Origin of the sequence: Amycolatopsis sp. CFH S0740, assembly GCF_004522315.1 — a bacterium.
Taxonomy (GTDB): Bacteria; Actinomycetota; Actinomycetes; order Mycobacteriales; family Pseudonocardiaceae; genus Amycolatopsis; species Amycolatopsis nivea.
The window spans coordinates 277,477-299,499 of record NZ_SDLS01000005.1 but is presented as its reverse complement, the minus strand read 5'-3'; the positions used below and the strand labels follow the sequence as shown (position 1 = coordinate 299,499).

General features: G+C 69.0%; 20 protein-coding genes and 1 pseudogene. 7 read left to right on the top strand and 14 right to left on the bottom strand.

Features of this window, described 5'->3' with window-relative positions:
* The first annotated feature begins 11 nt into the window (after positions 1-11).
* Positions 12-2,348 (top strand): molybdopterin cofactor-binding domain-containing protein, encoded by a 2,337-nt coding sequence (locus EIZ45_RS11820; protein WP_134664883.1) that lies wholly within the window; start codon positions 12-14, stop codon positions 2,346-2,348.
* Between the two features lie 8 nt (positions 2,349-2,356).
* Complete coding sequence (locus tag EIZ45_RS11815; RefSeq protein ID WP_037817840.1) at positions 2,357-2,833, top strand: (2Fe-2S)-binding protein; 477 nt, start codon at positions 2,357-2,359, stop codon at positions 2,831-2,833.
* Here EIZ45_RS11815 and EIZ45_RS11810 read toward each other — a convergent pair.
* On the bottom strand, positions 2,808-3,773 hold the full coding sequence (locus tag EIZ45_RS11810) for a DMT family transporter (protein ID WP_134664885.1): 966 nt from the start codon (positions 3,771-3,773) through the stop codon (positions 2,808-2,810). The genes EIZ45_RS11815 and EIZ45_RS11810 overlap by 26 nt on opposite strands.
* A 187-nt stretch (positions 3,774-3,960) precedes the next feature.
* Here EIZ45_RS11810 and EIZ45_RS11805 point away from each other — a divergent pair, with 187 nt between their 5' ends.
* Both EIZ45_RS11805 and EIZ45_RS46790 read left to right on the top strand, forming a co-directional pair.
* Complete coding sequence (locus EIZ45_RS11805; protein ID WP_037818008.1) at positions 3,961-4,440, top strand: carboxymuconolactone decarboxylase family protein; 480 nt, start codon at positions 3,961-3,963, stop codon at positions 4,438-4,440.
* Positions 4,441-4,619: 179 nt separating this feature from the next.
* A pseudogene (locus EIZ45_RS46790) lies at positions 4,620-4,748 on the top strand (carboxymuconolactone decarboxylase family protein); the annotation flags it as partial.
* Positions 4,749-4,894: 146 nt separating this feature from the next.
* Here EIZ45_RS46790 and EIZ45_RS47595 read toward each other — a convergent pair.
* From EIZ45_RS47595 to EIZ45_RS11740, 9 genes are all read right to left on the bottom strand, one after another.
* Positions 4,895-5,155, bottom strand: a complete 261-nt coding sequence (locus tag EIZ45_RS47595; RefSeq protein ID WP_167756415.1) for a hypothetical protein — start codon at positions 5,153-5,155, stop codon at positions 4,895-4,897.
* A 129-nt stretch (positions 5,156-5,284) separates the two neighbouring features.
* A complete protein-coding gene (locus EIZ45_RS11775; protein ID WP_037817837.1) occupies positions 5,285-5,518 on the bottom strand; it encodes a biotin/lipoyl-containing protein in 234 nt (77 codons plus the stop codon).
* Positions 5,515-6,549, bottom strand: a complete 1,035-nt coding sequence (locus tag EIZ45_RS11770) for an alpha-ketoacid dehydrogenase subunit beta (RefSeq protein WP_134664887.1) — start codon at positions 6,547-6,549, stop codon at positions 5,515-5,517. The genes EIZ45_RS11775 and EIZ45_RS11770 overlap by 4 nt, the downstream gene beginning before the upstream one ends.
* A 23-nt stretch (positions 6,550-6,572) precedes the next feature.
* Positions 6,573-7,553, bottom strand: a complete 981-nt coding sequence (locus tag EIZ45_RS11765) for a thiamine pyrophosphate-dependent dehydrogenase E1 component subunit alpha (protein WP_134664889.1) — start codon at positions 7,551-7,553, stop codon at positions 6,573-6,575.
* A gap of 89 nt (positions 7,554-7,642) precedes the next feature.
* The gene (locus EIZ45_RS11760) at positions 7,643-8,380 is read right to left on the bottom strand and encodes an IclR family transcriptional regulator (RefSeq protein ID WP_134664891.1); all 738 of its coding nucleotides are present in this window, start codon (positions 8,378-8,380) and stop codon (positions 7,643-7,645) included.
* Between the two features lie 78 nt (positions 8,381-8,458).
* Positions 8,459-10,036: a glycosyltransferase family 39 protein gene (locus EIZ45_RS11755; protein WP_205670036.1), complete on the bottom strand. Its 1,578-nt coding sequence runs from the start codon at positions 10,034-10,036 to the stop codon at positions 8,459-8,461.
* A gap of 174 nt (positions 10,037-10,210) precedes the next feature.
* Entirely contained in the window at positions 10,211-11,089 is an 879-nt protein-coding gene (locus EIZ45_RS11750; RefSeq protein ID WP_134664895.1) for a hypothetical protein, read from the bottom strand.
* Positions 11,090-11,210: 121 nt separating this feature from the next.
* Entirely contained in the window at positions 11,211-11,555 is a 345-nt protein-coding gene (locus tag EIZ45_RS11745) for a PadR family transcriptional regulator (RefSeq protein WP_199818003.1), read from the bottom strand.
* A gap of 51 nt (positions 11,556-11,606) precedes the next feature.
* Positions 11,607-12,008, bottom strand: a complete 402-nt coding sequence (locus EIZ45_RS11740) for a RidA family protein (RefSeq protein WP_134664897.1) — start codon at positions 12,006-12,008, stop codon at positions 11,607-11,609.
* Positions 12,009-12,101: 93 nt separating this feature from the next.
* Here EIZ45_RS11740 and EIZ45_RS11735 point away from each other — a divergent pair, with 93 nt between their 5' ends.
* From EIZ45_RS11735 to EIZ45_RS11725, 3 genes are all read left to right on the top strand, one after another.
* Entirely contained in the window at positions 12,102-13,076 is a 975-nt protein-coding gene (locus EIZ45_RS11735) for a YafY family protein (RefSeq protein ID WP_134664899.1), read from the top strand.
* Between the two features lie 105 nt (positions 13,077-13,181).
* Positions 13,182-14,489 carry a lipase family protein gene (locus EIZ45_RS11730; protein WP_134664901.1) on the top strand — a complete coding sequence of 436 codons (1,308 nt, stop codon included), beginning with the start codon at positions 13,182-13,184 and terminating at the stop codon, positions 14,487-14,489.
* A gap of 119 nt (positions 14,490-14,608) precedes the next feature.
* Positions 14,609-15,802, top strand: a complete 1,194-nt coding sequence (locus tag EIZ45_RS11725) for a cytochrome P450 (RefSeq protein ID WP_134664903.1) — start codon at positions 14,609-14,611, stop codon at positions 15,800-15,802.
* 68 nt (positions 15,803-15,870) lie between these two features.
* Here the strand turns inward: EIZ45_RS11725 and EIZ45_RS11720 are convergent, their stop codons facing one another.
* The 4 genes from EIZ45_RS11720 to EIZ45_RS11705 form a co-directional block, all read right to left on the bottom strand.
* Positions 15,871-18,594 (bottom strand): bifunctional YncE family protein/alkaline phosphatase family protein, encoded by a 2,724-nt coding sequence (locus tag EIZ45_RS11720; RefSeq protein ID WP_134664905.1) that lies wholly within the window; start codon positions 18,592-18,594, stop codon positions 15,871-15,873.
* Positions 18,595-18,598: 4 nt separating this feature from the next.
* Entirely contained in the window at positions 18,599-19,948 is a 1,350-nt protein-coding gene (locus EIZ45_RS11715; protein ID WP_134664907.1) for an ABC transporter permease, read from the bottom strand.
* Positions 19,945-20,874: an ABC transporter ATP-binding protein gene (locus EIZ45_RS11710; protein ID WP_134664909.1), complete on the bottom strand. Its 930-nt coding sequence runs from the start codon at positions 20,872-20,874 to the stop codon at positions 19,945-19,947. The genes EIZ45_RS11715 and EIZ45_RS11710 overlap by 4 nt, the downstream gene beginning before the upstream one ends.
* Before the next feature lie 119 nt (positions 20,875-20,993).
* Positions 20,994-21,947: an MsnO8 family LLM class oxidoreductase gene (locus tag EIZ45_RS11705; protein ID WP_167756414.1), complete on the bottom strand. Its 954-nt coding sequence runs from the start codon at positions 21,945-21,947 to the stop codon at positions 20,994-20,996.
* Positions 21,948-22,023 lie beyond the last annotated feature (76 nt).

Below are 22,023 nucleotides of genomic sequence, written 5' to 3'. Positions count from 1 at the left end.
GGGGAATCAGCGTGACTCTCAGTCACTCCGAGCCGGACACCGGGAAGGAGCGCCCGGGCGTTTCCCGGCGCGGTTTCCTCGGGTACGTCGTCGCGGCCGGGACCCTCGTCGTGGCCGCGGACGTCGGGCTCGCCTCCTCCGCGTCCGCCGCCGTGCCCTCCGCTCCGCAGCCGCCCGAGCTGTACGACCTCAACGACGCGCTCACCGACGCGGCGCTCCCGACGTCGCAGCTCATCACCGTCACCATCAACAAGGACGGCAGCGCCTCGTTCGAGATCCCGCGCGCCGAGGTCGGCCAGGGCATCACCACCTCGACCGCGATGATCATCGCCGAGGAACTGGACCTCCCGGTCGAGAAGGTGCACGTCACGCTCGCCCCGGCGCGTCCGGAACTGCTGTTCAACCAGCTCACCGGCGGGTCGAACACCACGGTCTCGACCTACACGCCGATCCGCGTCGCCGCCGCGATCGCCAAGCAGCAGCTGCTCGAGGCCGCGGCCATCCTGCTCGGCGGGACCGCGGAACGGTTCATCGTCAAGGGCGGCGTCGTGACCGCGCCGAACGGCAAGACCGCGACGTACGGCGAACTGGCGACGAAGGCCGCGTCCAGCACCACCAAGCAGGTGCAGCTGGACCCGAGCAAGCTCAAGGGCTCCAGCGAGTTCAAGGTGCTCGGCAAGCCGCAGAACCGCCTCGACGCCCACGACATCGTGACCGGCAAGAAGCAGTTCGCGATGGACCTGGACATCCCCGGCGCGCTGCCGACGATGATCTGCCGTCCGCCGACGCTCAACGGCACGCCGAAGGCCGTCCGCAACAAGGCCGATGTGATGAAGCTGCCCGGCGTCACCGACATCGCGATCATCCCGACCGGCGTCGCGGTCCGCGCGGAGACGTTCGGCCAGTGCATCGACGGCGTGCGCGCGCTGCAGGTCGACTGGGGCCCCGGCAGCGTCGAGGGCCAGAACGACGAATCCGTGCTCGCCAACCTGCGCCGCGCCGAGCTTCCGCTGGCGGTGCCGAAGGTTCCGGTGCTGGCCAAGACGGTCGAAGCGGATTTCGAGTTCATGTTCCGCTCGAGCGCCGCGCTGGAGCCGTACTGCGCGGTCGCCGACGTCCGCGACGGCAGCGCAGAGATCTGGGCCGGGCTGAAGTCGCCGATCGTGGCGCAGGGCGAGGTCGCGCAGGCGATCGGATTGCCGCAGGGCAAGGTGAAGGTCCACGTCGTCACCGGCGGCGGTTCCTTCGGCCACAAGCTGTTCGGCAACCACGCCGTCGAAGCGGCGCAGGCGTCGAAGGCGTTCGGCAAGCCGGTGCGGCTGATGTGGCACCGCGCCGACGAGCCGCGGCAAGGCAGGCTGCACCCGATGGCGACGTCGCGGATCCGGGCGACCGTGCTCGCCGGGAACGTGCTCACCTTCGAGCAGCGGCACACCTCGGTCGAAACGTCGTTCCGGCACGGGCTCGGCGAAATGCTCACCTCGGTCGCGACGAAACTCCCGACCGGGCTGGGCAACCTCGGCGTCGCCGAGGCGGTTTTCGTGCTGAGCCAGGAAATGCCGTACAACTTCGGCGTCGTCGACCAGACGCTCACCGAAACCGACCAGCGGTTCAACACCGGGTCGATGCGCAACGTCTACTCGCCCGACGTCGGCTGCGCCAACGAGCTCGTCGTGGACATGCTCGCCAAGGCGATGGGCAAGGACCCGTACGACTTCCGGATGGAGTTCCTCAAGAACGACAAGGTGAAGGGCGTGCTGCGCAAGGTCGCCGAGGTCGGCGGCTGGGGCAAGAAGATGGCCCCGGGCACCGCGCAGGGCATCGCGATCCACAAGGAATACAAGGGCGCGAGCGCCTGCCTGGTGGAAATCGACTGCCGCCCGGAGACGGTGAACCGCAAAATCCGCGACGGCGTCGCCGGCCCGCGCGTGACCAAGGCGGTCATCGCCCTCGACGCCGGGCTCGTGATCAACCCGCGCGGCATCGAGGCGCAGATCATGGGCGGTTTCGCCGACGGGCTGGCGCTCGCGCTGACCAGCAGTGTCCACCTGAAGGACGGGCACTTCCTGGAAGCCAGCTGGGACAACTACTTCTACACCCGGCAGTGGAACATCCCGCAGGACTTCACCGCGATCGCGATGCCGTCCAACGGGGAGCAGCCGGGCGGCGCCGGCGAGGCGGGCGTCGCCTGCTCCGTCGCGGCCGTCGCGTGCGCGTACGCCCGCGCGACCGGGAAGGTCCCGAAGCGGTTCCCGATCAACCACGACGACCCGATCGCCTTCGAGGTCAAGTCGTTCGTCCCGCCCGTTCCCGAATCGCCGACCGACGGCCTGAGCCACACCTACTGAGGAGCACGATGAGCAAGCACACCTTCATCCTCAACGGGAAGCCGGTGTCCGTCGACGTCGACGACAATGTGCGGCTCCTGTGGGTCCTGCGCGACGTGCTCGGCGTCCGCGGCCCGAAGTACGGCTGCGGCATCAACGTGTGCAAGGCCTGCACGTCGCACTTCAACGGCAAGGCGTTCAACCCGTGTTCGGTGCGGGTGGCCGACATCAAGGCCACGGACGAGATCACCACGATCGAGGGCCTGCCGGACACCGTGAAGGCCGACCTGCACCCGATGCAGGAAGCCTGGCTGGAGAACGACGTCGCGCAATGCGGCTACTGCCAGCCCGGCCAGATCATGGCGGCGGTCGCGAAGGTCAAGGAGGCCAAGGCGAAGGGCCGCGAGATCAACGACGCCGACCTGGACGAGATCCGCAACGTCTGCCGCTGCGGCACGTACTCGCGGATCCGCGAGGCGATCAAGGCCGGCGCCGCGAAGATGTGACCGGGTTCGCTTGCCCCGCAGCCGATTCCGGTTGCGGGGCAAGCTTTCCCGTCTGTACCAACACTCCGCCGCCGAGCAGCACCGCCACTCCGATGAGCTGCACCGGACCCAAGGCCTGGCCCAGCAGCAGCCACGCGAGCACGGCAGCGACCAAAGGTTCGGCCAGCGCCAGGACTCCGGCCAGGGCGACCGGCAATCCGCTTAACGCGTGCAGCCCGGCCAGGTACGGCAGCACGGTGCCGAAGACGGCCAGAATCAGCAGGGCCAGCCAGACCGGGATCGTCGCGCCGCCCAGCGATACCGGATTCGCGGCGGTCGCTAGAGTCCACAATGGACTTACCGCTAGAGTCGCCACCGCCCCGATCGCCAGTCCCGCGGCGGTCATTCCGAGCGGATCGTGCTGTCGCGCACCGCGTTCGCCGAGCAGGAAGTATCCGGCGGAGCAGACCGCCGACGCCAATCCGGCTGCGACGCCGAGGAAATCCAGCTGCGCCCCGGGTCCGAGACCGGCGATCAGCACCAGTCCGGCGATCGCCAGCGCGATGCCCAGCCACACCGCCGCGGGCAGCCGCGTCCGCCGGACGACGCGCACCCACAGTGCGACCAGCACCGGCGACAGGTTCACCAGCACCATCGCCACCGCGACCGGAATCCGGGACACCGCAACGAAAAAGAACAGTTGCACGCCCGCGACGCCGAGCAGTCCGTAGCCGAGCGGCAGCCACAGTTCAGCACGCCGGAACCGCAACGCCCGCGGCCGCAGCAGCGCGACGCCGGGCGCCAGCAGAACCGCGGCGAGACCGATCCGTACCGCGGTGACCACGGCCGGGCTCCAGCCCGCGTCCAGCACCGCCTTGGCGAGCGGACCGGAACTCGCGAACAGCGCCCAGGAGACCAGGCTCAGCCCGGTCGCCCGCGCGGTACCGCCCTGGTCGGCCATCTCCGCATTCTGCGGCCCGGCGCGGCGGCCGGGCCACCGGTTTTCCGCGGCCCCATCTCGGCAGCGCCCTCCCGGACCTCTCGCGCAGCAGACTGGCCGGGTGCGACGCGGGTCACATCCAGAGTTGTCACATCCGGCGGATGGCCGGCATCTCATGGGCATCCGCTACACACCACTGGAGGATCTGATGAGCGCACGATTCGACCTGATGAACAACGACCTCGGCAAGTCGCTCGGCAAGCGGTTCGCGGGGCTGGCGATGCTGCTGAACAACACGGCGCTGCCGAAGGCGACGCAGGAGCTGGTTTCGCTGCGGGCCAGCCAGATCAACGGCTGCGGCTTCTGCGTCGACATGCACACCAAGGACGCCACCGCGGCCGGCGAGACCGCGGAACGGCTCCACCTGGTCGCCGTCTGGCGCGAGGCGACCGTGTTCACCCCCGCCGAGCGGGCCGCGCTCGCGCTGGCCGAGGAAGGCACCCGGATCGCGGACGGCGGCGGCGTTTCCGACGAAACGTGGGCGCAGGCTCGCGAACACTACGACGACGACCAGCTCGCCGCGTTGGTATGCCTGATCGGACTGATCAACGCGGCGAACCGGATGAACGTCATCGTCCGCATGCCAGCCGGGCTGTACCAGCCGGGGCAGTTCGCGACGGTCAGCTGACACGAGCGCGGCCCGCCGCCGGGCATACGACGACGACCAGCTCGCCGCGTTGGTATGCCTGATCGGACTGATCAACGCGGCGAACCGGATGAACGTCATCGTCCGCATGCCAGCCGGGCTGTACCAGCCGGGGCAGTTCGCGACGGTCAGCTGACACCAGCGCGGCCCGCCGCCGGGCATACGACGACGACCAGCTCGCCGCGTTGGTATGCCTGATCGGACTGATCAACGCGGCGAACCGGATGAACGTCATCGTCCGCATGCCAGCCGGGCTGTACCAGCCGGGGCAGTTCGCGACGGTCAGCTGACACCAGCGCGGCCCGCCGCCGGGCATACGACGACGACCAGCTCGCCGCGTTGGTATGCCTGATCGGACTGATCAACGCGGCGAACCGGATGAACGTCATCGTCCGCATGCCAGCCGGGCTGTACCAGCCGGGGCAGTTCGCGACGGTCAGCTGACACCAGCGCGGCCCGCCGCCGGGCATACGACGACGACCAGCTCGCCGCGTTGGTATGCCTGATCGGACTGATCAACGCGGCGAACCGGATGAACGTCATCGTCCGCATGCCAGCCGGGCTGTACCAGCCGGGGCAGTTCGCGACGGTCAGCTGACACCAGCGCGGCCCGCCGCCGGGCATACGACGACGACCAGCTCGCCGCGTTGGTATGCCTGATCGGACTGATCAACGCGGCGAACCGGATGAACGTCATCGTCCGCATGCCAGCCGGGCTGTACCAGCCGGGGCAGTTCGCGACGGTCAGCTGAGGCGAGCGCGGGCCGCCGCCGGGCAACGGTGGGGCCCGGCGGCGGCCCGTTCCAGCACGGGGCGACCCGTGCGTCTACTCGATGCGGGCGATCGGCGCGCCCTGCTTCACCACCTCGCCCTCCCCCACCAGGAACCGCACCACGCCGGTCGCGGGGGCCGGGACCTCCGCGTCGACCTTGTCCACCGCGACCTCCGCGATCAGCTCGCCCTCGCGGACGGTCGCGCCGTCCGTCGCGAACCAGGTGGCGAGGACTCCCTCGCCGTCCGGGTCGTTCTCGGACAGGACGGGGAACGGGACGTCGGTCATGCGCCCACCAGGGTGAGGACGGCTTGGCGGATCCGCGCCGGTGTCGGCAGCACCGCGTACTCCAGCGGACGCGCGTACGGAATCGGCACGTCCGGCACCGCTACGCGCGCGGCCGGGGCGCGCAGCAGGCTGGGGTCCCGCTCCACCACGCGGGCGATCACCTCGCCGGACAGGCCGAACGACAGGTAGTCCTCGTCGACCACGAGCAACCGGCCGGTTTTGCCGACCGAATCGAGGATCGTGTCGGTGTCCAGCGGCACCAGGCTGCGCAGGTCCACGACCTCGCAGTCGACGCCCTGTCCGGCGAGATCGTCGGCGACGTCGAGGGCGTGGTGCACCGACAGCGACAGCGTCACGACGGTGACGTCGCTGCCCGGGCGCACGACGTTCGCCTTGCCGATCGGGACCTCGTGGTCGCCTTCCGGCACCGGGCCGATCGACCGGCGGTTCTTCGCCATCCACGGCAGGCCCATGACTCCCTTGTGGAACAGGTACACCACCGGGTTGTCGTCGCGGATCGCGGAGGTCATCAATCCCTTGGCGTCAGCGGGATTGCTCGGCACGACGACCTTCATGCCGGGCAGGTGCGCGAACGTTCCCCACAGGCACTGGGAATGCTGTGCCCCGTCCGAGTACCCGCCGCCGACCGCCGCGGTCAGCACCATCGGCACCGACACGTTGCCGCCGGATTCGTAGTGGATTTTCGCCATGTGGTTGTAAATCTGGTCCATGCAGACGCCGAAGAAGTCGACGAACATCAGCTCGACCACCGGCCGCATGCCCTCGACCGCCGCTCCGATCGCGGTGCCGATGAAGGCGGTCTCGGAAATCGGCGTGTCGAGCACCCGGCGCGGGCCGAACCGGTCGAGCAATCCGGTGGTGGAGCTGAAGATCCCGCCGTAGGACCCGACGTCCTCGCCGAGCACGAACACCCGCTCGTCGCGGTCCATTTCCTGCGCGATGGCCTCGACCATGGCCTTCGCGGTGCTGAGTTTCCGCCCGGCGGGCGCGGAGGGTTCGGTGAGCGTCATTGCTGCTTCTCCTCGCTGTGTCGTCAGGCTCGCGCGAACACGAAATCCAGCGCGGTGGCGGGATCCGGCTCGGGGCTCTCTTTGGCGAACGCGATCGCCGCTTCGACCCGCTCACTGGCCGCGGTTTTGCATTCCGCGACCTTCGCGTCGTCGAGGTCGCCGTCGGCGCGCAGCTGGTTCTCGTAGGTGGGCAACGGATCCCGGCCCGACACACCGTCCAAATCGGACCGATAGCCCTGCGCGTCGCCCTCGAAATGCCCCCACAGCCGCAACGTGTGCACCTCGATCAGGCTCGGCCCTCCCCCGGCCCGAGCCCGCGCGACCGCCTGGCCCGCCGCTTCGTGGACCGCCTCGACCGAGTTGTCCTCGACGCGCACGCCCGGGATCCCGTACCCAGCGGCGCGGTCCGCGTTCGACGTGACGCAGGTGGACGCGCTGCGCGGCACAGAGATGCCCCAGTCGTTGTCCTCCACCAGAAAGATCACCGGGAGCTGCCACAACGCCGCGAGGTTGAGCGATTCGTGGAACGCCCCTTGGTTAGCCGCGCCCTCGCCGGTGACCGCGACGGCGACCCGGTCCGTCCCGCGCCGCTGGAACGCGAGCGCCTGCCCGAGCGCGGGCGGGTAGCCCTCGGCGATGATGCCGGAGCAGGAGAAGTGCACGGCGGGGTCGAACAGATGCATATGCCCGCCGCGTCCTCTGCCCAGTCCAGTTGTCCGGCCAAAGATCTCAGCGGTCATCCGGTTCAGGTCGACGCCGTGCGCGATGGCGAAATGGTGCGGCCGGTGCGTCGCGGTGACCGCGTCGTCGCCGGTGAGATGCGCACAGACGCCCGCCGCCACCGGTTCCTGCCCCGCGGACAGGTGCATCTCGCCGGGGACGAGGCCGGCCCCGATGTCGAAGACGGGTTTCTTGTCGGCGTGGTACTCGCGGAGGATGGCCTCCTCGTAGGTGCGGATCAGGACCATCGTGCGGTACAGGTCGAGCCTGTCCTGCGCTTCCATGGGACCTCCCGTTCGCTCTGGAGGCCACTTTCGCCGGGCGCGGACCGCCGGACAACGGGCGGGATTTCAGATGGTGATAACCGGCGGGTTCAGGGTGTGACGGCGAGGGCGCGAGACACCCGTTGGGCTGCCCGACGCAACGACTGCAACGGCGCCGAGCCCAGGCGGCGCGCAGGCAACGAGATCGCCACCGCGCCCAACGCGCCCGGCGTGCGGACCGTCGTCGCCAGGCATGCCGTGCCCAGCAGATACTCCTCACGATCGTTGAACACATCCCCGCTCTGCGACAGCCGCTGCTCCAGCACCCGGCTGTCGGTGATGGTGTGCGGGGTGAGGTCCGCCAGCTGATGCCGTGACAGGTAGTCGCGGCGGCCTTCGCTGTCGAGGCCGGACAGGATGCACTTGCCGAACGCCGTCGCGTGCGCCGATTCGTGCACGCCGACCCACAGGTCGACCGACGGGGCGGTCGGGCCGTCGGCGATGTCGATGAGTTTGATGTCGCCGTCGGAGTACAGCGAGAGGTACGCCGCGCCGTGCACCTCGTCTCGCAGGGCTCGCAGCACCGGGCGGATCTTCGGCAGCAGCGCGTGCAGCGACGTGTGCTGGCGCAGTTCGCTCACCTGGCTGCCGAGTGCGTAGCCGTCGTCGAGTTTGCACAGGTATCCCTCGTGGACGAGGGTGCGGAGCAGGTGATACGTCGTGGGCAGCGGCAGCCCGACCGTCCGCGCGAGCACCTTGGCGGGCACCGGCCGCTCGCTCGCGCCGACCGCGTCGAGCAGGTGCAGGGCGCGCTGCACGGACCCGATCAAGGTCGGCTCTGCCGCCATCCCCTCACCTCCGCGTCGCTGCGGACTCCAGCATGCGCTACCGCTCTGACCTGGGCAAGAGCAGTTCCACCGGACGGATCACGGGCTTCCGCAGAACGTTCGTTCCGCCTCGAACGGGTCCGGCGGGACGGTCACCCCGGTCCGGTGCACGGCTCCGGTCAGGTTGGCCCAGAACCGGCCCGGCGACATCGGTTCGCGGGTGGACCGCTGGATCTCCGCCAGGTCTCCGCAGCTCAGGGCGTGCCGGGCGGCGGCGACCTGGTCCGCGGTGATGTCGGCGCGCAGGGCGAAGTTGCCCGGGCTGAGGACGGGGGCCGCCGGGTCCGCGTAATCCGCCAGCAGCCAGGCGTTGCTGAGCGGTTTCGAATGTCCTGGCTTCACCGTCGGGAACTCGAACCGGGCGCCGATCGGGTTGGCGAGGCCCCAGAAGTCGACGACGCCGACGTCCACCGGCGACATGACGCCGACTGTCCCCAGGTACACCCCGATGATCATGGACTTCGACGGGACGTCCGCGCGCAGTGGTGTCGTCAGGATCTGCTGCCGCGGTCCTTCGTAGGTCAGGGTGCGCGGACTGACGGCGTCGTTGAGATATTTCATCCTCGGGGTGAAATCCGCCGACTCGGTGGGATACGACTGGCCGGTCCACGCGTGGTAGTAGCCGCGCTCGTCGTCGATGAGCTTGCCGTCTTGCGGGACGAACTGGCCGATGCCGGCGCAGAGAACCGCCCACGCCAGCAGGACGGCGCCGAGCACGCGCGTCTTCTTCGCCGCCGGGAGCACCAGCACCGGCAGCATCAGCAGGAAGAAGATCGGCAGCGCCATGCGCGCGTGCATGTAGTCGCCGCCGATCTTCAGCAGATATCCCAGCGACAGCACACCGGCGACCACCGGGGTGAGGGTGACGATCCGATCGGTGCTTTGCCGCCTGAGGACCCCGGCGAGCAGGACCGTGCAGAGCACCAGCGGCAACCACAGCAGGTACGGGTTCACGAAATCGCCGACGTACCCGAATCCGCGGCCCCAGAAGGATTCGCTCGCGTTTTTGGTGAGCGCGGGCATCGGCACGAGGATGCCGTAGAAACCCATGCGGAAGATCTCGTACCCGACCGGCAGCGCTCCGGCCGCCGCGACCGCGGCGCAGACGACCCGCCAGTTCGGCTTGGTCACCAGCCACAGCGCGACCAGGAATACCGCTGCGACCAGTGCCTGTTCTGGACGGACGAGCGGGCCCAATCCCATCACGAACGCCGCGGTGACAACATGTTTGGCCGAGGTGCTGCCTCGGAAGCGGACCAGCAGCCACCAGCAGAGCGCCATCCAGAACGTGTTCAGCCCGGTCTCCAGCCCGGACGTCGCGTACTGCCACGCCGGCCGCACCCCCAGCAGCACGAGGACGCCGCACGGCAGCATCGCCGCGACGCGCCCGCCGTGCAACCGGATCGTCGCGCTGACCGCGAAGCCGAACCCGGCGGCGGTGAGCAGGAGGCCGAGCATCCAGGACAGCGTCGAGGTGTCCGACTGGCCGAACACGAATCCGGCGAACGCCAGCAGCCATTGCCACAGCGTGCTCGTGGAAGCTTCGGCGCGTTCGCCGATGTTGTAGACCGGGCCGTTCCCGGCGAGGATTTGCTCGACGATTCTGGTGAAGATCAAGGCGTCGTCGCAGATCCAGCGGGTGACGTAGCCGAGAATGGCGATCAGGAGGACGGATCCCGCGATTATCCAGCTGTTTCTTCGTCTGTTCTTAAGCGTGGAATCGGGCTGATTCAAGGCGCACGGAAGCGCCCTTGGCATGGTGTTCAATTAAAACTCCTTGCGGAAAGAGCGCTATGCGGTTTGCCGCCGGTAATCAACGATTCCGGTCGCGGTCAGTGCTGCGATACCCGCGCCCACCAGGAAGACCTGCACGATAACCAGCGGATCGACGACGCCCGCGGCCATGGTTGAGAGGAGGACAAGCGGCTGAATCAGCACCAGCGAACAGCACACGGCAAGCGAGAACGACCACGCGGGCGTGCGTCGCCGGAAGGCGAAATAGACCAGAATGACAAGCGCGGCCGCCCACGTGAACCAGGAAAGTCCGCGCAGATCCGAATCAACGAAAGAGCCGAAGTAAAAAGCGGCAGCCACGACCCCAGTCAAGGCGAGCCACCATTTTCGCGCGGACGGCAGCGGTGCGCCGAGGTGGAATCCGGCAATCAGGAGCAGCAGCGGCAGCCATTGCGGGATGAAATAGCCGAGCAGATCAGGGCTGAAACTGAACGAATACTGGTACAGGAACGCGGCGAATCCGGCGACCAGCACGACCCCGGCGACGCAACGCGCGGCTCGGCGGCGTCCGGCGAAAAGGAGCGCGAGAGGGACGACCGCGGCGGCGACCAGCGCGACGTCCTGCCCCAATTGCTGGGCCGACGCGGCAGCGTAAAGCGACAGGCTGGCCTCGCCGGTCGAGGAATACAGACCGGTCGCTCGCGGATAGCCGAGCGCGTCGCACAAGTCGTGACCGAGGGAGAAAGCACCCTTCATCACTCCCCAGAAGAGCCCGAGCAGGGCTACCAGCCGGACAGTGTCGCCGAAAGCGACCACGCGAGCTGGGGCTGAGCCAGCAGCCAGCCGAGCGCGCAGGCCCAACCCCAGCATCGCGAGCAGTTCGCGCCCTTCCGCGAGACGACCGGCTTCCCGCGCGTCCAGCAGGGTGCCGACCATCTCGTCCTCGCGGTCGGTGCGGTACCAGCGGGGAAGAATCCGCACTATCCGGCGGTATCGCAGCTCCGGCGCGGTCATCCCGCGGCCTCCGCAAACAACTGCCCGGCCCACCGAGGGGCGCTCATGCCCCACCCCCGAGCGCCCAGCCCCGCGCACGCAACACCGACTCGGCGGCGGCGGCGTTCGCGGCCAGCCGCCGGGTCTGCTCGGCCAAAGTGCGGCCCCCGAGGTCGGTCAGCCGGTAGTACCGGCGGAGCCGCCCCTGGTGGATCTCCTCCTTGTCCCGCTCCGCCCATCCGTCCGCGACCAGCCGGTCCAGCACGCCGTACAACGTGCCGACCCGCAGCCGAACCCGGTTTTCGGACAGCTTTTCGACGGCCTGGACGATGCCGTAGCCGTGCTTCGGCTCGTCGGCGAGCGCGGTGAGGATCAGGAAGACCTGCTCCGACATGCCTCGTTCGGTCACCCGTCCATATATATCATGTCGCGATACATACGGGTGGCCGAAGCAAGGAACCTACTCGTCAGCGACCGCGGTCCCCTCCAGTTCGACCAGCAGCGTCGGGATCGCCAGCCGCGTCACGCCGAGCATCGTGGTCGACGGGGCGGCGCCGGCCGCGGCCAGGCGGCCGGCGAGGACGCCGTAGTGCTGGAAAAGCAGGTCGACGTCGGTCGTGTAGACGTTGAGCCGGACCAGGTTCTCCAGCGACATGCCCGCTTCGGCGAGGACCGCCTCCAAGTTGTCGAGGCTCAGCGCCACCTGCTTCGCCATGTCCCCGGCGTGCTGGGGTTCGCCGTCGGCGCTCATTGCGGTCTGCCCCGAGCAGTACAGGGTCCGAACCGGCCCGGACACCAGTTCGCCCTGGTGGTAACCCATCGCCGTCGACCACGCCCACGGGTTGACCGTCGTTCTCTCCACCATTTGCTCCTGTTCGCGTTTTCAGCAGTACGCGGAGCAGCCTCGCAAGCAATACACGACATCCTGTGTCGTGTATTCGGTAGGGTTTTCGGCATGCGCGCCGACCGGTTGGTCTCGCTGGTCCTGCTGCTGCGCCAGCGCGGCCGGCTGTCCGCGGCCACCCTCGCCCGCGAACTCGAGGTGTCCACGCGCACCGTGTTGCGCGACATCGACGCGCTGTCCGCGGCGGGCGTCCCGGTCTACGCCGAGCGCGGACGGAACGGCGGTTTCGCGCTGCTGCCCGGATTTCAGACCGAACTCACCGGGTTGAACCACGACGAAGCGCTCGCGCTGCTGGTCGCCGGATCGCGGCGCGGCGCGCAGGCGTTCGGTCTCGGTTCGGCGCTCGCTTCGGCCATGCTCAAGGTGGTCGACGCGCTGCCGGAAAGCCATCGGACCACGGCCGCGGGCGTGGCCGAGCGGTTGCTCATCGACCCCGAGACCGACCTCCTCTCGCGCCGCTCGGTCGCCGAGGAGGCGCCCGACGCCGTGGTCGCCGAGATCCGGCGCGCGGTGTTCGCCGGACACCAGGTGCGCATCCGCTACCAAGCGGTCGGCCAAGCCCCGAAGTGGCGCACAGTGCACCCGATTGGACTGGTCACCGCGCGGGAGCTGGGATATTTGCTGGCGACCCGCGAAGGCGAGGACCGGACTTACCGGCTGTCCCGGGTGCTGGCCGCCGAGGAACTCGACGAGCCCGCGCAGCGGCCGGATCGCGTGGACCTGGGCCGAGCCTGGCAGGAACGCAGCACGCGGTTCCGGACCGGTGGCGACCAGATCGTCGCGCTAGTCCGAATTCGCCCGGAACGGCGGGAAGAATTGGCTCGCACCGCGCTCGCCATTCGCGCTGAAGAAATCAGGACGAACGGATGGTTACAGCTGGAGGCGGCTTTCCAGGATTCCCGGCACGCCGAATGGGCGCTGTGGCAGCTCGCCACAGCCGCGGAAGTCCTTGCGCCGCAAGCGTTGCGTACCGCCTTGCACCAGCGCGCCACGGCGATCGCCGCGACCTACGCCGGGCCCGCCTGAGCCCTCCGCACCGGCACTGCCTGCACCTTCCGTAGTTGTGCGGATACCTACTCGCTGGTAAGTTACCCGCCAGTCGTGATCCACTTCATGGTTCAAAGGGGAGTCATGATCCGGAAACCCGTCCGTGCGCTGATCGCCGCCGCCGCTCTCGCGATCACGTCCGCCGTCGCGCTGCCCGCCGCGGCTTCGGCCGATTCCTTCTACAGTTACGACGGCAGCACGCCGCTTTCGTCGTACGCTCCGGGCACCGTCCTGAAAAGCCGGACGTTGAGCTATCACGTCTTCGGCTTCCCGACTCCAGTGCAGGCCACCCAGCTGCTCTACCGGACTACCGACGCACAGGGCAATCCCACCGCGAACGTCACCTCGGTCGTCCGAAATCCGTTGGGCGGCAACGGGAAAGCCATCTCGTACCAGTCCGCGTACGACTCGCTCGATCCCGCCGACGCACCGTCCCGCGCGATCGCGGGCGACGTCCGGCTCGGCGGCGTGCTGCCGAACGCCGAGTCGGTGCTCATCGCGCCGGCGCTCGCCCTCGGGTACAGCGTCGTCATCCCGGACACCGAAGGCCCGACCGCCGATTTCGCGGCCGGTCCGGAATACGGCAAGACCACTTTGGACTCGATTCGCGCCGCGACGCACGCGTCCGGGACCGGAATGACGGATTCCACGAAATTCGGCCTTCTCGGCTATTCCGGCGGTGCGATCGCGACCGGCTGGGCGTCGGCGATCGCCGGGAGTTACGCGCCGGAGGTCGAGAAGAACCTCGTCGGGTTCGCCGAGGGCGGGGTGCTCGTCGACCCCGCGCACAACCTCAAATACGTCGGCGGCAGCCCAGTCTGGTCCGGCGTGATCCCGATGGCGCTGATCGGCGTCTCGCGCAGCTACGGCATCGACCTCAAGCCGTACGCCAGCGAGTACGGCCTCAAGGTGCTCGCCGAGCTCGAGCACGCGTCGATCGCCAACGCGCTCGGCCGCTACCCCGGGCTGACCTGGCAGAAGCTGGTCAAACCGGAGTACGCGAACCCGAACTCGGTGGCCCCGTACGTCGACGCGGTCAACAAGGTGAACATCGGCTCGGCGGCGACGCCCTCGATCCCCGGGTTCATCGGGCAGGCCAGCAACGGCGCGCTCGAAGGCACTGTCAGCAACGAACCGGGCATCGGCGGCGGAGACGGCGTGATGGTGGCCGGGGACGTCCGCGCGCTCGCGAATCAGTACTGCGACACCGGAAACACCTCGATCAAGTACACGCAGTACGACGCGCTCAGCCACGCCACCGCCCTCCCGGTGTGGGCGCCGACCGCGATCGCCTGGCTCAACGACCGGTTCGCGGGCAAGGCCGCGCCGTCCAGCTGCGGGCACATCGCGGCGGGGAACTCGCTGGCGCCGGAGCAGCACGCCGGGTCTTGAGAAGCTGATGCCGCAACGCCTGGGCGGGCCCGAAAGGGGCTTGCCCAGGCGTGCCCAGTGTGCATAGGGGCGTCGCGTTAGGGGTGCTCTCCTCCCGGAGGACTCGATACACACGAAGAATGACCAGTGATGTGCAGATCGAGCCCATCAGATATCCCTTCGGCTCAGCGGAGGGGGTCTACCTCGACCCGGCCTACACGGAGGCACGCGACGCGCCGGGGATGATCCGGATCAAACTGCTCTACGGCGAGCCGGCGTGGCTGGCCACTCGCTACGACGACGTTCGCATGGTGTTCAGCGACCGGCGGTTCAGCCGGGCCATGGCCGCCGATGCCGACGTGCCGAGGATGACGCCGCACAAGCTCGACGGCGGGATCGTCATGATGGACCCGCCGGAACACAGCCGGCTGCGCAAGCTGGTGGCCCAAGCCTTCACCCAGAACCGGGTGCAGCGGTTGCGCGGGCGGGTCCGGCAGCTGGCCGAGGACCTCGTGGACGCGATGGCGGCCGGCGGCGGGCCGGCGGACCTGGTGGAGAATTTCTCGTTGCCGCTGCCGGTGTCGGTGATCTGCGAGCTGCTCGGGGTGCCCATGGCCGACTGGCCGAAGTTCCGGGTCTGGAGCGACGGGATCCTGTCCACGAGCGAGACCACCGCCGAGGAGTACGAGGCCAACGAGGCGGAACTCCAGGAGTACATGCGCGGGCTGATCGCCGCCCGGCGCGCGGAGCCCGCCGACGACCTGATGACCGCGCTGGTCGAGGCCCGCCACGAGCACGACCGGCTCTCCGAGGCGGAGCTGATCGATTTGTGCGACGGGCTGCTGGTGGCCGGCCACGAAACCTCCGCGTCCCTGATCGCCAGCTCGGTCTTCGTCCTCCTGGAGCACCCCGAGCGGCTGGCCGAGCTGCGGGCCGACCTCAGCCTGTTGCCCGCCGCGGCCGAGGAACTCCTGCGGTTCGTCCCGCTGAGCCATTGGGAGGGCTTTCCTCGCTACGCGACGGAGGACGTCGAGGTGGGTGGTTCGCTGGTGCGCGCGGGGGAGCCCGTGGTGACCGACTTCGCCTCCGCCAACCGGGATCCCCGGCGGTTCGAGAATCCGGACGTGCTGCGCTTCGACCGGAAGGCGAACTCGCACCTGGCTTTCGGGCACGGCGTACACCACTGCCTCGGCGCGAACCTCGCCAGGGTCGAACTGCAGGAAGGCCTGCGCGCGCTGCTGACCAAGCTGCCGGGGCTGCGGATCGCCGGAGAGATCGAGTGGAAGGTCGACATGCCGGTGCGCGGCCCGCGCCGGATGCCGATCGGCTGGTGATCGCAGGTCACTGAAAAGCCCCTGCCCGCACAACGGCGGGCAGGGGCTTTCCCTTGCCGGTTAATGGATCAGCCGTCCGAATCGGCCGACGGGATGAACGCGCCCGGCACCTGGTCCGGGGCGAAGACCTTGTCCTCGCCCGGATACGGCTGGGTCCATCCGTGCACCTGGTACCACGTGAAGTGGTCCATCTGCGCGGGGTTGGCGTAGTCCGCCGTGGCGTTCGGGCCGGTCAGCTTCTGCTGGGACTGCCATTGCTGCCACTGCTGGGCCAGCTGCTGCTTGTCCGCGGGCACCGCCGCCGACGCCGCCGCGGTGGCGGCCGTCGGGACGTTGTCCGTGCCGCACGACGGCGGAGTCTTCAGGCCCGCGGTCAGCGACGTCTGGTTCGGCACCGCGGTGAACGGCGTGTTGTCCGGCTTCGGCGTGAACGCGGTCGCCATCGGGGTGGCCGCGCTGTCCTTCTGGTTCATCGGGTGGATCCCGAGGATCTGCTCGATGGTGCGGATCATGGTGATCTGCGAGTAGTACCGGCTGTCGGTCACGCCGCGCTGCGCGTACGGGCTGATGATCTGGACCGGGGCCCGGTGCCCGTCGACGTGGTCCAGCCCGGCCTGGGAGTCGTCCTCGACCACGAAGATCGCCGAGTCCTTCCAGTACTGGCTGTGCGAGATCTTGTCGACGATCTTGCCCACGGCCAGGTCGTTGTCGGCGACCTGCGCGGCCGGGCTCGGCGGCCCGCCGGTGTGGTCGCTCGACAGCCAGAACATGTTCAGGTCCGCCGGGCCGTTCTTCTCGAAGTCGTTCTTCCAGATCTCGTACCGGTACTGGTCCGGGACCGCGGTGTCGAACTTCGGGAAGCCCGGCACCGAAACGCTGTTCAGCGACGGGATCGGCGACGACGAGACCAGCGGGTACGCGGTCGGCTCGCCGGTCGCGGCCATGTTCTTCGAGTCGCAGTACAGGTTCTGCCAGCTCGCGTCCGCGGGCTTGGTCAGGAACTGGTGGAACTCGCCGAAGTCGCGCACGGTCTTGCCCGCCGCCTGCGCCCCGGTCCACAGGAAGCCGCTGCGCTGGTGGCCCAGCGCGTCGTCCTCGGTGTCGTAGCTGCGCTTGTACTCGCCTGCCGACGACTCGGTGTACTCCGGGTTGTCCGCCTGCATCAGCCAGTTGTGGCCCTCGGCCGAGTTCGTGCCGATGTCGTAAGTGTTGTCGTACAAGCCGAATTGAGTGGCCAACGCGTGCTGGTTCGGCGTGACTGCCTGGCCGAACTGCGCGAGCGCCGGGTTGCCGTTGCCCTTCTTCATGTCGCCGAAGAGCTGGTCGTAGGTCCGGTTTTCCTTCACCAGCAGGAAAACATGCTTGATCGTTGACGGGTCGCCGAGCCGACGGGGCACCGGCACCGGCTTGACGTTGCGGTTGCCCGTCTGCACCGAACCCGGCGTCCAGCCGTTCTGCTTGAACACCTGACGCGTCTGCGCCCAGGTCTGCCAGTCGGTCGGCAGGGTGAACCGCTGGAGGCTCGACGTGGTGTCGTGCGTGGCGTGCCCGGCCGCGGCGGTCGGGCGGCGGGCGTCGATGCCTCGGGTGTTCGCGACCAGGATGTTGTTGCCCGACGCTGAGATACCAGACGGGAAGTAGTCCGTCGGCAGCAGTCCGATGAAGGCGGCGGGGGCCTGCGGGAACCAGTAGCGGTAGACCGCGACCGCGTTGGCCCGGCCGAGGGTCACCAGCAGGTGGCCGTCGTCGGTGAGCGCGATGTCGGTCGGCTCGTAGCCGACCTGCGCTTCCGGCCACGGCTGCGTCGCGATGGTCTGCACCACGACGTTGCGCTGGGCGTCGATCACCGAAACGCTGTCGCCGCCGGTGTTCGCCACGAACAAGGTGTTGTTCTTGGCGCGCAACGCGGTCGGGTGCAGGCCGACGTCGATGTTCTTGACCGGAGCGGACGGGTTCGCCAGGTCGATCACGCTGACCGTGCCGGTGGTCGCGGCCCCGGTCTTCGGGTCGGCGACGATGTCGGTGCCGTACGAGTTGATCGTGGTGTCGCCCGGTTTGGCCGCGCGGCCGCCCTCGTTGCTGACGTAGATCCGGTTGCCGATCCGCACCAGTGCACGCGGTGCGTTGCCGACGGTCCAGCTCTGCTTGATCTGTCCGCTGGCCGCGTCGATCGCGACGACCCGGTTCTGGCCGTTCACCGCGGAGTACACAGTGGACCCGTCCGCGGAGAAGATCGCGCCCGCGGCGAGGGAATGCTTGGAGCCGTCGGCCGGGATCGGGACCCACGTGGGGTTGGCGACGGTGCCGTCCGGGTTCACGGTGAACTTGCGGTAGCCGTCGATCTGGCCCAGCCACAGCGTTTTGCCGTCCGGCGAGTACGACGGGCCTTCCTGGCCGACGTCGTTGCCCGGCAGTTGCAGGTCGGCCCTCTTGTCCTTGCCGACGAGCTGCTGGACCTTCCAGGTCTTCAGGTCGACGATGGTCAGCGCGATGCCGCCGTCGGTGGTCAGCGCGGCGAGGTGACTGCCGTCCGGGCTGACCGTCGAGGACATGATCTTGCCGTTCGGCAGGACCAGCCGCTCGCCGATCGGCTTGAGGTACTGGTCGCTGGAGATGGTCAGGCCGTTCTCGGTTTCCTGGCCGACCTGGTCGGTGCCGAACTGCTTGGTGGAGGCGAGGCCGATGCCCGAGCCCGTGGCGACGAGAGCGACCGCGGTCGCCCCGGCCGTGACGAAGCGCAGCCTGCGGGATTCTTTCTTCCCGCCACGCCTGCGACGGCGCGTTACTTGCATGTCCTCATCCCTTCGTGGAGGAGAGCAGCTCGACGTTGCCGTCGAACTGCCACAGCGGGTTCGGCTGGTCCCCCTGCGGGGTCCGCACCTGGAAGTAGCCGTTCACTTCCTTCGGTCCGTCGCCGTCGGCGACATACCGCCCGTCCGAGGTGACATCGAGCTGGTAGATCGCCTGCCCGGTCGCTGAGATACCAGGGAGATGCCAGGAGACGACGCAGCGCCAGTCGTTGCCCGGGCCTTCGGCCTCGACGAGACCACCGCCCTTGGTGCATTCCGTGCTGGCGGCGAGCTGCTCCTCCGTGACGTCCGGACGGTGCAGCTGCGCGGCCTGGATCCGGTAGAGATGCGCGAACTCTGTGGACAGCGACTGCTGCAGTTTCGCCTGGTCGATGCCCGAACCCGACGCCGGTGTCGCGACCGCGACGACTGCCACCGTGACGCCGATCAGCCCGGCCGTCGGCAGCAAGCCCGCGGTTAGTACGCGACGACCCGCACCGTCGTATGTCAGATCGGTGAAGTCGCGTCTCACGAACAGCGCGTAGGCCAGCGCAGTCGAGACCGCTGCCCAGACCAGGCTCACGCCGACGCCGATCAGCAGCGGGCCGAGCTGTACCGGGTCGGTGAAGAGGCCGTTCCACGAGATGAACGCGTACGTCGGCAGCGCGAGCCGCACGACGACCGGCAGCGGCAGCAGCTGCGCCACCGCCATCACCAGCGCGACTACCGCGGGCAGCAGCAAGCCCATCGGCGACCGTCCTAATGCGACAGAGCCGAGGAGGCCGATCCCCGCCAGGGCGAGGGTCGGGGCGAGCACGCAGACCCAGGCGAGCACGACCTTCACCGCCGCGTCGCCCGAGGACAGCAGGTGCCCGTCGAGTCCGGTGAGCGGCTGCCCGCCGACCGCGACGAGACCGCCGACCGTGCTGGACACCGCCAAGCCGAGGACCAGCAACAGGATCACGGTGAGGCTGGCGAGTGCTTTCGAGACGAAAATCCGCCGGTACGACCGCATCGCCACCAGCAGGTGCCGCCAGGTGCCGAGCCGGTCTTCGGCGGCGAAGACGTCTCCGGCGACCAAGGAGGTCAGCAGCGGAAGCGCGTAGCTGCCGGCGAAACCGAGCAGGACGAGCGGCCCGGCCCAGCCGGTGGCGTTCATCAGGCGGCCGAACAGGGTGTCCACCGGGAGATCGCTTTGCTGGCTGACCGCGGCGACGAACACCGCGGGCGCGAGCCAGCAGGCGAGCAGCAGCACCCGGATCCGCCACTGCGACAACAGCTTCACCAGTTCGAACCGGTAACCGCGGCCCAGTCCGACCGAGGCTTGCTGCTCGACAGGTGCGTCGAGGACGGTCATCGCTTCTCCCCCTGCTCCGTCAGCTCCAGGAACGCGGCCTCCAGCGGCGAGACGACCGGAGCCAGTTCCCGTACGCCGATGCCCTTGCCGACGACGCGCGCGACCAGGTCGTCCAGCGCGGGCACCAGGCCGCGCACCACCAGGACGTCGGCCTGTCCGCGCGGGGTCTGGGCGTCGTCGATCCGCAGTCCGGGCACGTTCTCGGCGATCTCGCGCGCGGTCTTCTGGTCCGAGGTGACCAGGCGGTACGCCAGTTCGCGGTCCTCAGCGGACAGTTTCGCCAGCGGGCCGGTGAAAACGACGCGGCCGGCGGACAGGATGGTGACCTCCGAGCAGAGCGCTTCGAGGTCGTCCATCCGATGGCTCGACAGCACCACCGCGGTGCCCTCGTCGGCGAGCCGGGCGAGCACGCCGTGCACGTGTTTCTTGCCTGCCGGGTCGAGGCCGTTGGCGGGCTCGTCGAGGATCAGCAGCCGCGGTTTGGTCAGCAGCGCGGCGGCGAGGCCCAGGCGCTGGCGCATGCCGAGGGAGAAGCCGCGCGCCCGGTCGTCGGCGACGTCGGTGAGCCCGACCTGCGCGAGGAGGTCGTCGAGGTCGACGGTCTGGCCGCGCAGCGAGGCCAGCGCGGCGAGGTTCTGCCGCGCGGTGAGCGACGGGTACAGCCCCGGCCCGTCCACGAACCCCGAGATGCCGTCCGGGGTGGCGAGCGCGCGGCCGACCGGGCGGCCGAGGATCTCGAGTTCGCCCTCGTCCGCGACCGCGAGCCCGAGCAGCAGGCCGAGCAGCGTGGTCTTGCCCGCGCCGTTCGGGCCGACGAGCCCGTGGATCTCGCCGTGCGCGACGTCGAGATCGACACCGTCGAGCGCGAGCACGTCGCCGAAACACTTGGTGATCGCGCGGGCTCGCACCGCGTCGCTGGTTCCCATGAATCCCCACTTTCCGAAGCCGTGAGGAACTTAGGCACGACAAGTGACATGCGAACCCGCGCCAGGTTGAACGTTGGGGAAACCCCGTGCGGCCCAGCCGATTAACCGGACAAAAAGGATCAATCTTGCGCGGACAGCGCGTCCGAGATCTCCCGGACCAGCACATAGGACCGTTTCCGCTCCGCGTGGTCGTGGATCGGGGTGGTGATCATCAGCTCGTCCGCGCCGGTGTCGGCGATGACTGTGCGCAACGAATTCCGCAGTGCCGCCGGGGCTCCGGCCAGCACCGGACCGGGGCCGATCGCCGGGTCGACCACCGCGTCTTCCGGCCGGGGCAACAAGATCCGCTCGCCGCGCGAACGGCTCAATGCCTTAGCCCGAATGGACCTGGCGAGCCATTCCGCGTGCTCCTCGGTCGCGGCGGCGACCACGGCGACGCTGACCACAATGGACGGTTCGACGATGAGGCCGGGACGGAAATTCTCGCGATAGCTTCGCGTCGCGGCAGCAGCTTCAGCGGGACGGAGATGGTAGGCGAACGCGTACGGCAGGCCTAGTTCGGCGGCGAGGTGAGCGCTTGCCGTGCTTGAGCCGAGCAGCCAGACGTCCGGCACGTTTCCTTGTGCGGGAGTGGCGCGCAACGGCTGCTCGGCGTCGGCGAAATACTCCAGCAATTCCCTGACGCGGCGGGGAAAGCTTTCCGCCGGGCCGGGATTGAGCGCGTCCGCCACCCGTTGCGGGCCGCCGAGCGCGCGGCCGAGTCCGAGGTCGATCCGGCCGGGGTGGAACGCGGCGAGCGTGCCGAACTGTTCGGCGACGACGAGCGGCGGGTGGTTGAGCAGCAGAACGCCGCCCGCGCCGACGCGGATCCTCTTCGTGGCATCCGCGATGCGGGCCGCTGCCACGGCGGGCGCGGCGCTCGCGACTCCACGCATGCTGTGGTGTTCGGGCAACCAGTAGCGGTGATATCCCAGTTCGTCGGCCAGTTCGGCCAGGTCGAGCGTGCGCCGCAGCGCCTCGCGCGCGGTCGACCCCGCGACGATCGGCGATGTGTCCAGCACTGAAACCCGCACCCGGGCATCATCCCGGACCCGATGCGGGACGACAACCGGACCGTCCACGGTCTCAAGTGGACGGTCCAGCCGCGGC